Raw genomic sequence first — 11794 nt, 5'->3', positions numbered from 1 at the left:
CTAAATATCGTATAAATGTCTCATGAGTCTTTTTTACCAAATATAAAAAATATGAATATGTTTTTACTTAATATTTATAAGTAAGTTGGAATTGATTTTGCATAATATTCAATATTAGCAAAGCACAGGCTAAGAATTATCCTTTTATTAAACCATCATTCAAGGCATGCAACATGGCAAATGAATTCCTGAACTTAATTGAACAACGTCGTACCATTTATGCATTGGCAAAAAATGTAGTGCAAACACCTGAATATTTAACGGATTTAATTCAACGAACGATTCGTGAAAGTCCATCTTCATTTAATTCGCAATCTTCACGCGCCGTGATTTTATTTAATGCAGAACATGAAAAGTTTTGGAACTTCGTGAAACAAGAATTACAGGCTTACGCAACTGACGAAGCTGCGGCAGCTAAAACCGCGGCTAAAATGGATAGTTTTGCCGCAGGATTAGGCACAATTCTATTTTTTGAAGACATGAGTGTAATTGAAGATTTACAAACCCGATTTACTTTATATGCGGAAAACTTCCCAATTTGGGCAGAGCATTCTACTGCTATGGCTCAATTTGCAACATGGACAGCATTGCATACAGAAGGGCTAGGGGCTTCTTTACAGCATTACAATCCAATTGTAGATGAGCAAGTCCATAATGAATGGGACATTCCTCAAAATTGGAAACTACGTGCTCAACTTGTATTTGGTTCAATAGAGGCAGAAGCCAAAGCAAAAACTTATATTGAAAATACGGAACGATTTAAAGTTTTCCAATAAACTAGATTCGAATGAGGAAATAAGTCTTATGATTTCTTCTTTTAAGTGGTGTAGGTTCTAATCAATAAATTAAATGGATTTGGATAGATGAAAATAGATCTAGATTAAATTATTAAGAGAGGAATCTTTCAGTTCAAATGGTTTGCAATGCAAACCATTTTTTTTATTTAGTGTCGAACCAATTTCGGAAAGATAAATAGCCTAAGCATTTTATATATCCCTGAAATAGCCTAAGCAAAAATATAATTAATTTGCTCACGCAAAAAAACATGCCTTAAATTTTCATTTAAATCTTTATGCCAAAACATCCCCATCTTCATATAAGGTAATTCAACGGGAACAGGAAAAATATTCAAAGATGAGCCGACTTGTAAGTGAGACAGAATTGTCTCTGGTAAGGTTAAAATCGCTTGATCATTCTGTTCTAATATTTGGAGGGCAGTCGAGTAGTTCTGGCAACGTAATAAAATGTTCCGATTCAATTGTTGACGTTGAAAATATATATCTTCTAATAATAACCCTGTACGGCGGGAAGATACGCCAATATGTGGAGAAGAAAAATAACGCTTTTCATTCATTTGAGCTTGTTGAGTACAGACAACGAAACGGTCATGTACCAGTGCTTGAAATTGGATTTTTTCTCCAAAATTTTGTTCTAGATCAATCACAAAATCAATTTGCTGGGCAGCCAAATCAGCAACAACCGTTTTACGATCTAATTTAAAACTCGTAAATTGAATCTCTAAATTGAGTTGTTGGAAATGTTGAAAAAGGCGTGGGAAAATAATCGGTTCAATTTCATCATGGACTGCAATTTTAAGAGTTTTAATCATCATGGGTTCAAAGCTTTGTTTCTGAAGTGAAACACTTTGAATAGCATGCAAAGCTTTTTTGATGATGGGATAAGATTGCTCTGCAAACGGCGTAGGTAGCATCTTATGACCAGCGCGAATGAACAAATCATCTTGCAGTTGCAGGCGCAAACGTTGTAAAGCGTGGCTAGCGGCGGATTGTGTAATATTGAGTATATGTGCTGATTTTGAAATACTTTTTAGCTCGTAAATAGCAATAAAAAGAGGATAAAGATTGATATCGATACGGTAGAACGTCGTTAAATCCATATCTACATTATTATGAATATTACTCATAGTATTAGATTAAATAAAATCATTTCATTCATACTAATTTTCAAGCTAATGTACTGTAAAGCGAAAATATACAAAATTCACAGGATAAACCTATGTTTGAACTCTCAGCACGTGCCAAAGACTATATAGAACGCACAAAAACATTTATTACAAATGAAATTGAGCCAATAGAAACTGAGTTTTGGAATGAAGTACATCACTTGAATCCAAGTGGGGATTGGACTCAGTGGCAATGGCCAGCGCAATTAGAACAGTTAAAAGCTAAAGCTCAAGCAGCAGGTTTATGGAATATGTTCTTACCCGATCCAATCTTGGGTGCAGGGCTTTCAGTGCAAGAATATGCGCATATTGCAGAGTTAACAGGTCGTAGCTTAATTGCACCAACCGTATTTAACTGTAATGCCCCAGACAGTGGCAATATGGAAGTGCTATGGCGCTATGGTAGCGACCAACAAAAACAACAATGGTTAACACCATTATTGGAAGGAAAAATTCGTTCAGTATTTTGTATGACGGAACCCGCAGTCGCTTCGAGTGATGCAACCAACATGCAGGCAACTGCTGTAGTTGAGGGTGATGAAATTGTCTTAAATGGACGTAAATGGTGGTCCTCGGGTTTAGGTGACCCGAATGCCAAAATTATTATTTTTATGGCGCATACGCCTGACGAAACTAAAGATCGTCATCATCAACATTCTATGGTTCTTGTACCCATCGATTCGGCAGGAGTAACCATCGAGCGTATGTTACCCGTATTTGGGGATTATGATGCACCACATGGTCATGGCGAAATTAGCTTCAATAATGTGCGTGTTCCTGTATCTAACTTTATTGGTGGTGCGGGTCAAGGCTTTGAAATTGCGCAAGGCCGTCTAGGGCCTGGTCGTATTCACCATTGTATGCGTTGTATCGGAGCAGCGGAAAAATCATTAGAGTTGATGATTGACCGTGGGATGAGTCGAACTGCATTTGGAAAAGAAATTCTGAAACTGGGTGGCAACTTAGAACGTGTTGCAGAAGCTCGAGTTGCGATTGATCAAGCACGTTTATTGACTCTGTATGCTGCCTACAAAATGGATACTTTAGGCAACATGGCTGCCTTAACCGAAATTTCAGCTATTAAAGTGGTTGCACCAAGTGTGTTGGAAAAAGTAGTGGATATGGCAATACAAATGCATGGTGGTGCAGGTGTTTCTCGTGATACACCATTAACAGGATTCTTTGCTCAAGCACGCAGTTTGCGATTGGCAGATGGTCCAGATGAAGTGCATAAAGGCATGATTGCTAAACTTGAACTGAAAAAACGTGGATACGGCGCGCGTAAAAAATAAAGCTGTGGTAAAACTAAGTAAAGCATTCATATTCTAAAAATCAGGGATAAAAAGTATGTCGGTAATTGATGTTGGTGGCAGTGTGCGAGAAGGCGAAGAGCTGGATGTACAAGCTGTAGAAGATTGGCTTAAGTCACAAGGCGTCGTGTTAGAGGGACAAGTTGAAATCACACAATATTCTGGTGGGGCTTCAAATTGGACATATCGACTCAAATATGACAACACTGATCTAATTCTGCGTCGTCCACCCAAAGGAACTAAAGCAAAATCTGCCCATGATATGGCTCGTGAATATACGGTGCAGAAAAATCTGGCACCGTTTTATCCGGTATTACCTGAGATGATTGGTCTTTGTCAGGATGAGTCTGTATTGGGTTGTGACTTTTATGTCATGAAACGGATTGCGGGTATTATTCCACGCGCAAAACTTCCACCAGAATTACATTTTTCTGAAGCGCAAGTGCATCAGTTATGTGTGAATGTGATTGATAAACTGATTGAATTACATCAAGTACCTTATCAAGGCACAGAATTGGAAAAACTAGGTAAAGGTGAAGGTTATTGCCGTAGACAGGTTGAAGGTTGGGATCAACGCTTTGAGAAAGCACATACGCTCAATGTACCGACCTTTAAATTTGTACGTAAATGGCTGATCGACAATATCCCTGCTGAAGATTCTGCAACCTGTTTAATTCATAACGATTGGCGTTTTGATAATGTCATTTTAGATCCTGAAGATCCAACGCAAGTGATTGGCGTTTTGGATTGGGAGATGGCGACAATTGGCGATCCGCTGATGGATTTGGGTTCGGCATTGGCTTATTGGGTTGAAGAGAAGGACAGTAAAATTTTTAAAGCGACGCGACGCCAACCTACCAATATGCAAGGGATGTTTACCCGTAAGCAAGTTGTAGAATATTACCTAGAGAAAACTGGATTACAGCCTAAAAACTGGACCTTTTACGAAGTGTTTGGCATCTTCCGTTTAGCTGTTATCGCGCAGCAAATTTACTATCGCTATTTCCATAAGCAAACTAACAATCCTGCCTTTAAAGATTTTTGGGTCATTATTCATGCCTTGCATATTCGTGCGTTGAAATTGATTGGTATGCAAAAGCTGGAAGCCAATGAAATTGCACATAAATATATGGAAAAATTTAAGGAAATTTTAGAAAAATGACCACCATTTATCTGATTCGTCATGGGCAAGCGTCTTTTGGTGCCGAAAGTTATGACAAACTTTCGGAGAAAGGAGAATTACAAGCGCAACGATTAGGTCAATATTTTAAACATATTTTAAAAGAATCACCGTATGTGGTGGCGGGTTCAATGCATCGCCATCAGCAAACGGCGCAATTGGCTTTGGCAGAATGTTTTCCTCATAGCCAAGTGGTGACAGATTCACAATGGAACGAGTTCAATCATCAGCAAGTTTTTGCTCAGTATGAGCCAAGATTTAATGAACCGCATTTATTAAAATCTGATGTCGCGCAGCATGTAAATCCGCGTGCCTATCTGGCAAAAATATTTGAAGGGGCAATAGAGCGTTGGACAGGCGGTGAATATCATCATGAATATGAAGAGTCATGGCCGATATTTAAAGATCGGGTCGAAACAGCATTACAAGAATTGTGTAATGAACTGGCTCAAACCAAACCACGCTATGCAGTTGTATTTACTTCTGGTGGTGTCATTTCTGTAGCAGCAGGAAAGATTCTAGAACTGAATCCTAGTCGCACATTTGCATTGAACTGGGCGATTACTAATACCAGTATGACCACTTTGCGTTTAGTTGGAAATGAACCGCAATTACTCAGTTTAAATGAGCATCATTTTATTAAAGCAGATGACTCAGAACTTTTAACATGGATATAACAAGGATTTCACCCATGGCAAAAACCATTTTAATTACAGGGGCGAGTTCAGGTTTAGGCGCAGGTATGGCGCGTGAATTTGCTCAAAAGGGCTACAATCTCGCGATTTGTGCGCGACGTATAGAACGTCTAGAAGCACTTAAACAAGAGCTTGAAAGTCAGTATGGTATTCAGGTGATTGCCAAAACTTTAGATGTGACTAATTATGATCAAGTGTTCGAAGTGTTTAAGGCTTTCCAACAAGACTTTGGCAAACTAGATCGGATTATTGTGAATGCTGGAGTCGGACAAGGTCGTCGTATTGGTAAAGGTAATTTTGAGATTAACCGAGCAACAGCCGAGACTAATTTTATTTCTGCATTGGCACAGTGTGAAGCAGCGGTTGAAATTTTCCGCGCACAAAATTCAGGGCATTTGGTGGTCATTTCTTCCATGAGCGCGGTGCGTGGCTTGCCAAAACATTTATCGACTTATGCCGCCAGCAAAGCCGCAGTGGCACATTTAGCCGAAGGCATACGTGCAGAATTGATTGATACACCGATTAAAGTTTCGACTATATTCCCTGGTTATATCCGTACTGAGTTAAATGAAGGGGCGAAAAAGTTACCGTTTGAAGTCGATGAAAAAACGGGTTCTCATTTACTTGCAGAAGCGATTGAGAAAGCGCCTGTCAAAGCATATGTTCCAAAGTGGCCGTGGCTACCCATGAGCTTAGCGATGAAAGTTTTACCTTTGCGAATTGTAAATAAATTGGGGTAATTCCCTTTTAGCTTAGAAATATTCCTAAGTAATTTTATTTATTTTGAGAAGCCGACTGATTTCAAAGTGGGCTTTTTTCGGCTAGCTAGACCGTATTTTTAATTTAACAAGGTTTAAATTAGCTCGGAGAGGCTTACTTCCAGAAGCTTTTTATCAAGGGTAGCAGTTACTACGTGTCACATGTTGAAGTAATCAATAAGCTTCATAAAACTGTTGGTTCCGTTGACAGTATTAGTGCAATTACACCTAAAATTTATGAACTTTTACAACCTATTTTAGTGGTTACTTTTCCAGTGTTCATAAGCAATATTCACCACTCATAATTAATTTTCTCTAAAATCAGCACAAAATAAATTATTTTAAATATTTGAAATTAAATAAAAATAAAGGTTTGGTTGAATGTTTTTCTAGATTACTCAGATTATGTCTCTTATTTCGAGTAACGAGTTTCATAAGTCTCTATAAAATTTAAACTAATTGAACTATTCTTGCTTAGATCATTTTACGTGGAGAAGTAATTGCTTCCTCTGATTGTTAAGTACGCAATAACAGCAGGCATGGTTATACTTATTTCCGAAGTAGCAAAACGTTATATAATGTTGTTGATGCAAGTCATTGAAATAAAAGTGTTTAGTAGGTAAAACACAGGGGTCTTAATGTGAACAATTGGGACTTATAGAACATATAGAAAACAAGCACTTATAAATCCTTATTGTGAAAAAAATTTATGTCACATTGGCAAATGGTAAAGCAATTCCGACATCCACATCATTCCAAATAATTTCATGTCCTGCCTCATAATGTTCAGTCATTTTCACTGATGAATGTCCAGCTAAAGCCTGAGCACTTTTCCCGGATTTTTTATGTAAAAAAATAGCAAATGCACGAATCTCATGAAACGTTGGAATCTGTCTTCCTTGTAAATTAGGATAGGCATTTGATAATTTAACTATCCGTAGAAACTCTTCTGAAAGATATAAAGGTAATATTTGGGTCCAATGCTCCTTATTATCATTCTTAGTTTTTCTTTTGGGTATTTGATGAATTACGAATGGGCTTAGTACATTATCTGATTTACATCTGTCTAAAACCTTCTGTAATTCTGAATCTATTTTAATTCTGACATACCCAGCACCTTCCATTATTTCAAATTATCTAATGGATCATCTGGGCTTTGTTGCATAAACCTACCGTTAAAGGCTTATTCAACACTATAATTCTCAAATGAATAAACCCACACCTAAAATCTATCGCACAATCAATTGGTCTTCTTATAACAGAGCATTAATAAATCGAGGAAATATCTCAATTTGGTTTGATCCTTCCACCCAATGGTATGCTCAAGCGAAAGGTAAACAAGGGCGAAATCAAACTTATTCCGATACAGCCATCCAATGTTGTTTAATGATCAAATCATTATTTCGTCTTTCTTTACGTATGGTCACTGGCTTTGTACAAAGCCTAATTAAACTTTGCGGATTAGATTGGGCAGCACCAGATTACTCGACCATTTGCAGAAGACAAACGTATATTGATATTCAAATTAACTATGAAAAGAGTTGCAATGGGCTGCATCTACTTATCGATTCCACTGGTTTGAAATTTCTAGGTGAAGGTGAATGGAAACGCAAAAAACATCAGCCTGAATACCGTAGACAATGGCGTAAACTACAATTGGTATAGATGGTAAAACCTTACAAATACGAGCAGTTCAGCTCACAACGAATAATATGAGTGATTCACAAGTCCTTGGGGATTTACTTGATCAAATTCCGTTGGATGAACAGATTGATTCAGTTTATAAAGACGGGGCTTATGACACAAAACAATGCCGTCAGGTCATTGCAGATCGGCAAGCACATGCAGTTATTCCACCCAGAAAAAATGCAAAGCCTTGAAAAGATACAAAAGTTCATTCGCAAGAGAGAAACGAATTACTAAAAACGGTCAAACGTTTAGGGAGAGCGATTTAGAAAAATTGGTCTGGCTATCATCGGCGAAGTTTGGTCGAAACCAAGATGCATTGCATCAAATTATTAGGTGATCGACTACATTCAAGAAACTTTCAAAGCCAAGTTAATGAGATTCATGCACGTGTGGCCGTGCTTAATAGATTTACAGAGTTAGGTCGTCCTCATACCCGAGTTGTAACTTAAATTTGAGGTGCTTAGGGAAGTTCTATCTTTAAATTCTTTATGCAACAAAGCCGCGTGAAGGTGGTTACGTGAATGATCCAACTGATCGTGGTGGAGCGACCAAATACGGCATTACTGAAGCGGTTGCACGCGCCAATGGCTACAAAGGTCACATGAAGGATTTACCAGTTGATGTCGCCAAGACCATTTATAAAAAACAATACTGGACTTCACCTCGCTTTGACCAGATAAATACTATCAACTCAAAAGTAGCTGAAGAGTTGCTAGATACAGGCGTGAACTGTGGTGTCGCCTTTGCAAAACCATTATTACAACGAGCATTGAACTTACTGAATAACCAAGGCAAGGAAGGCTGGCCAGATTTAGCGGTAGATGGCATATATGGTCTAGCAACTTTATCAGCTCTGAAAACCTACTTGGCTAAGCGTGGCAAAGACGGTGAAAACGCTTTATTGCGGGTACTTAATATCTTGCAAGGCAATCGTTACATTGAAATTGCTGAACGAAATCCAAGTCAGGAAAAGTACCTCTATGGCTGGGTTTTGAATCGGGTTCTGGTTTAAAGAAAGCCCTCTGATTGAGGGCATTCCATACAATCGCTTATGTTCAGTGGATTTTTATCTTTATGAAATCATTTCAAATTCAATAATGCTGCTATCAGCATTTGGGATATGGCCAATGATATATTCATCTTTAACCTGAAACAAGAAATCGAAGCTCGAACTCATATATGGATCGTGCAAGCTCTGCTTCTGATAAATCCGTGCCAGACGGTTTACGTAGTAATTAATCCAATCAATATCATTTTCAAATGTATTGTAGTCCTTTAAATCGACATATAAGTTTTGTAGGTCTTCAGAAATGGCCTCAATATTAGGATGAAACATCCAAATCGTAATGCTCATGGGTTTTATTGCTATCAGCTCATACAATTGTGATGGGTCAAAACGTTCTATTTTATAAAGTTGTGTACCATCTTCGCTGTAACTAGAACATAGTAGTTTGGTATTTTCGACTTGAAAATAATCTGTACCAATTTCTAGTTCACGTATTTTCCTCGATAGATTAAGGCATTGTGGTAGTACATTTAAATTAGAATTAGCAATTTGTTTAAATATTTCAACTGTTCTACTAATCACATAATTTTCACCTGTTCCAGTGATTATACCTTTATCATATGCATGAATTTTAGATATTTCACCAGTATCGAAATGAACTTCACCTTCTTCTTTTAAAACAACTTTTCTTTTATCAGCAGTGATAATAATGCTATCATTTAGTTGAATGGCGATGATAAATGTCATGCTTCTATTAAAATATTGAATTATTAATCATTTATATTATGCCGAAAAATGGCTTACTTTTATACAACTTGATAAGAAATAGGTAAATTTATGGCTGGTGGATCTCAGATCATCATTAGTAAAGAAGGTATTAAAATTATCACACCTGCAAAGTTTGAAGCGAGAGCTGGGCAGCATCTTTTTAAAAGCGGTGAACGTGTATCAACTGCGCTACCTACGTTACCAGTTTTAGGCGATAAAAATGACTATAATTTACGCTATCTCTTAAAAGATAAAGACCAAAATATTCTATCTCAACAAAAATATATTGCGTTTCTCCCAAATGGTGCATCAGTCGAAGGCACTACAGATGAGGATGGTTATACAGAATTATTTAAGACAATACAGTCAGAAGATATTTTCATCCACTTATATACAAATGAACAGCTTGATATTGATTAAACATGACTATTTTCTATCCTTATGTATTGCTTGAAACTAATCTGAGTATTCGCTTACTCAAATATAATTTATATATCTATAACACTGTAAAAAATAAAGCCGAATCGTCGATCATGCTTACTGATACTGTGTTTAAGAAGGTCGGAGATGGCTTATATCAAACGAAATTTATTCAAATTGATAGCACAAAACTCGGGTTAGAAAATCTCAGAGATTGTGTAATTATTTTGAATGTATATCGTTTAACTACCTCTGGTAAAGAAGTTCTTGTGATGAATCGCCATATTATTCCAGATAAAATTGAATCTTATATTTCTCCAGATCATGCAAAGAATAAAAATATTCCGATAACAAAGTACAAGGAAGCGACTTCATTTACGAAAATCGTTAAAGATGAAAAATCGCCAAATACCTTAGAGCTATCCTTGAGTCGTAATCGAATTTTTCAGTGTATTGATTCTGGATGCAGACCAGGAGAGTCGAAGGATCCCTTTTCTAAGGAACGAATTCAAGCTGGACTTCAATCTAGGTTAAATGAGCCCTTTCCTAATCAGGAATTCACCTCATTATGTGGACCAGCAGCTTACTTTTTTTGTTTAATAAATTTAAGTCCATCACGATATAAATTAGCAGTAAAACAGCTGTGGGAGACAGGTCACACCAAAATTGGTGAGCTTGAGATTAAACCATCACTGAGCGGAAGTAGACGTGTAAAAAGTTTTTATCTGAAAAATGGTGACCCGAAGATTCCTCCTATTGATTGGATTACACTGGCAAGCTTACGAGAATCAGAAAATATAAGTTTAAACCTTAACAATCCATCTCAAGAAGTAGCTGGGATTACGCTTTGGACAGAATTAAATAACTGGTTTAAAAAAACAGGTTTTAAAGGTTTAAAAACTTACCCTTTTTATCTGAATGGTTACAATCCCAGTCTAATTAGTGAAATTAATCAATATGCTGGTGAAGATTATTATGTGGTTACCCTAATATCAGCAAGTCTTCTTAGCAGTGGTAGTAGTTCAGGTACTCAAAGTTTTCCAGACCATTGGATTGTTTGGACAGATAAATTAAGAGATACCAAAGGACAGCCAATAACAAGCACCTCAGATCCATATACAACAGAAGTTAGATTAAAAATGTTTACTTGGGGGGAAAATACTCAAAGATTAGGCAAAGGAATAACTCTGTATAATTTTGAAAAGAAAATATTTTTTGCACTGATTGTTAAAAAGGAGAAATTCTAATGAAAAAAGAGTTAATTTTTATTTTTTCAATTTTATTGATACTTATAGGTTGTGGGAAAAAATATTCTATAACACCTGATAGTCTTCCAATAGCTCATATTAATCAAGAATATAAGCAAATCATTAAAATATCTGGAGGAAAAGTTGTTGATCACTACGCTAAATTAGACACAAATATACCAGAAGATTTAGGAATTGTAGTTAAACCCATTAATGATCTAGATGGTTATAACATTATAGAAATCAAGGGAACTCCTAAGCACAAAGGTATATTTACAATTAGTATCTGGGCTGGATTTTATGCAGGTGGTGATGCAGAAATTAATAAGACATATACGCTAAAAGTTGAAGAATAGTTAAAATTAACATAATGCACGTTATACGAATTTAAAATGTAAGCCCAAAATAGAAATGTCCGCTTTTAGAATATACGCTTTTGCGATTATCGAAGCGGACGGTTTGATATGTTGGTGTCTATGTCGGATAAAGAACTTAAAAGATTGTCGGTCTTGCAAGAAATCTGTGATCAACACATAACTCAATCTCAGGCTGCTCAGCTACTTCATATTTCAGAACGTCAGATCAGACGCCTACTGCAGAAATACAAAGTTCAAGGCCCAGTTGCATTAGCCCATGCCGGTCGTGGACGTCACCCCCAGTGATTTTAAAATCACTGGGGGTGACGTCCACGACAGTCAAGTTGCAAAACAACTGATTGATATTGTAGGTGAGGCAACTTATCTCCTTGCGGACAAGGG

11 protein-coding genes and 4 pseudogenes are annotated in these 11794 nt (G+C 36.9%); 12 read left to right on the top strand and 3 right to left on the bottom strand.

The genetic code is table 11. From position 1 onward, the window contains the following. Window positions 1–173 precede the first annotated feature (173 nt). Window positions 174–776, top strand: coding sequence for a nitroreductase family protein (locus tag DCO44_RS14985; RefSeq protein WP_116763286.1), 603 nt, complete (start codon window positions 174–176; stop codon window positions 774–776). A gap of 230 nt (window positions 777–1006) precedes the next feature. Here DCO44_RS14985 and DCO44_RS14980 read toward each other — a convergent pair whose 3' ends face one another. Then, entirely contained in the window at window positions 1007–1924 is a 918-nt protein-coding gene (locus DCO44_RS14980; RefSeq protein ID WP_116763284.1) for a LysR family transcriptional regulator, read from the bottom strand. A 92-nt stretch (window positions 1925–2016) separates the two neighbouring features. Here DCO44_RS14980 and DCO44_RS14975 point away from each other — a divergent pair, with 92 nt between their 5' ends. From DCO44_RS14975 to DCO44_RS14960, 4 genes are read left to right on the top strand one after another with little or no spacing between them, the layout of a single operon-like run. Continuing rightward, window positions 2017–3255, top strand: a complete 1239-nt coding sequence (locus DCO44_RS14975; RefSeq protein ID WP_116763282.1) for an acyl-CoA dehydrogenase family protein — start codon at window positions 2017–2019, stop codon at window positions 3253–3255. A 55-nt stretch (window positions 3256–3310) separates the two neighbouring features. Next, on the top strand, window positions 3311–4435 hold the full coding sequence (locus DCO44_RS14970) for a phosphotransferase family protein (RefSeq protein ID WP_116763280.1): 1125 nt from the start codon (window positions 3311–3313) through the stop codon (window positions 4433–4435). Continuing rightward, window positions 4432–5130, top strand: coding sequence for a histidine phosphatase family protein (locus DCO44_RS14965; protein WP_116763278.1), 699 nt, complete (start codon window positions 4432–4434; stop codon window positions 5128–5130). Before DCO44_RS14970 ends, DCO44_RS14965 begins: the two co-directional genes overlap by 4 nt. A gap of 14 nt (window positions 5131–5144) precedes the next feature. Then, window positions 5145–5888, top strand: a complete 744-nt coding sequence (locus DCO44_RS14960; protein ID WP_116763276.1) for an SDR family oxidoreductase — start codon at window positions 5145–5147, stop codon at window positions 5886–5888. Window positions 5889–6613: 725 nt separating this feature from the next. Here DCO44_RS14960 and DCO44_RS14955 read toward each other — a convergent pair. Continuing rightward, window positions 6614–7039: pseudogene (locus DCO44_RS14955) on the bottom strand (integrase); the annotation flags it as partial. 73 nt (window positions 7040–7112) lie between these two features. Between DCO44_RS14955 and DCO44_RS14950 the strand changes: the two are divergent. Further along, a pseudogene (locus DCO44_RS14950) lies at window positions 7113–8044 on the top strand (IS5 family transposase). 32 nt (window positions 8045–8076) lie between these two features. Beyond that, the gene (locus DCO44_RS14945) at window positions 8077–8607 is read left to right on the top strand and encodes a glycoside hydrolase family 108 protein (protein WP_116763274.1); all 531 of its coding nucleotides are present in this window, start codon (window positions 8077–8079) and stop codon (window positions 8605–8607) included. A 60-nt stretch (window positions 8608–8667) separates the two neighbouring features. Here the strand turns inward: DCO44_RS14945 and DCO44_RS14940 are convergent, their stop codons facing one another. Further along, window positions 8668–9348: a hypothetical protein gene (locus DCO44_RS14940; RefSeq protein WP_116763272.1), complete on the bottom strand. Its 681-nt coding sequence runs from the start codon at window positions 9346–9348 to the stop codon at window positions 8668–8670. A 90-nt stretch (window positions 9349–9438) separates the two neighbouring features. On the opposite strand from DCO44_RS14940, the gene DCO44_RS14935 reads away from it, so the two are divergent. From DCO44_RS14935 to DCO44_RS16905, 5 genes and pseudogenes are all read left to right on the top strand, one after another. After that, window positions 9439–9789, top strand: coding sequence for a hypothetical protein (locus tag DCO44_RS14935; RefSeq protein WP_116763270.1), 351 nt, complete (start codon window positions 9439–9441; stop codon window positions 9787–9789). A 2-nt stretch (window positions 9790–9791) separates the two neighbouring features. Further along, window positions 9792–11036, top strand: coding sequence for a hypothetical protein (locus DCO44_RS14930; RefSeq protein ID WP_116763268.1), 1245 nt, complete (start codon window positions 9792–9794; stop codon window positions 11034–11036). Beyond that, entirely contained in the window at window positions 11036–11392 is a 357-nt protein-coding gene (locus DCO44_RS14925; protein WP_116763266.1) for a hypothetical protein, read from the top strand. Before DCO44_RS14930 ends, DCO44_RS14925 begins: the two co-directional genes overlap by 1 nt. 120 nt (window positions 11393–11512) lie before the next feature. Continuing rightward, window positions 11513–11686 (top strand): annotated as a pseudogene (locus DCO44_RS14920) (helix-turn-helix domain-containing protein); the annotation flags it as partial. Between the two features lie 4 nt (window positions 11687–11690). Continuing rightward, a pseudogene (locus DCO44_RS16905) lies at window positions 11691–11794 on the top strand (IS5/IS1182 family transposase); the annotation flags it as partial.

This window comes from Acinetobacter sp. AM, from assembly GCF_003105055.1.
Classification (GTDB): domain Bacteria; phylum Pseudomonadota; class Gammaproteobacteria; order Pseudomonadales; family Moraxellaceae; genus Acinetobacter; species Acinetobacter tibetensis.
This window is presented reverse-complemented; position numbering and strand designations above follow the sequence as displayed.

What these genes read in the sequence shown, in the direction of transcription:
- DCO44_RS14985 (WP_116763286.1), top strand. Translation starts at nt 174, where the DNA reads ATGGCAAATGAATTCCTGAACTTAATTGAACAACGTCGTACCATTTAT.
- DCO44_RS14980 (WP_116763284.1), bottom strand. Translation starts at nt 1,924, where the DNA reads ATGAGTAATATTCATAATAATGTAGATATGGATTTAACGACGTTCTAC.
- DCO44_RS14975 (WP_116763282.1), top strand. Translation starts at nt 2,017, where the DNA reads ATGTTTGAACTCTCAGCACGTGCCAAAGACTATATAGAACGCACAAAA.
- DCO44_RS14970 (WP_116763280.1), top strand. Translation starts at nt 3,311, where the DNA reads ATGTCGGTAATTGATGTTGGTGGCAGTGTGCGAGAAGGCGAAGAGCTG.
- DCO44_RS14965 (WP_116763278.1), top strand. Translation starts at nt 4,432, where the DNA reads ATGACCACCATTTATCTGATTCGTCATGGGCAAGCGTCTTTTGGTGCC.
- DCO44_RS14960 (WP_116763276.1), top strand. Translation starts at nt 5,145, where the DNA reads ATGGCAAAAACCATTTTAATTACAGGGGCGAGTTCAGGTTTAGGCGCA.
- DCO44_RS14940 (WP_116763272.1), bottom strand. Translation starts at nt 9,348, where the DNA reads ATGACATTTATCATCGCCATTCAACTAAATGATAGCATTATTATCACT.
- DCO44_RS14935 (WP_116763270.1), top strand. Translation starts at nt 9,439, where the DNA reads ATGGCTGGTGGATCTCAGATCATCATTAGTAAAGAAGGTATTAAAATT.
- DCO44_RS14930 (WP_116763268.1), top strand. Translation starts at nt 9,792, where the DNA reads ATGACTATTTTCTATCCTTATGTATTGCTTGAAACTAATCTGAGTATT.
- DCO44_RS14925 (WP_116763266.1), top strand. Translation starts at nt 11,036, where the DNA reads ATGAAAAAAGAGTTAATTTTTATTTTTTCAATTTTATTGATACTTATA.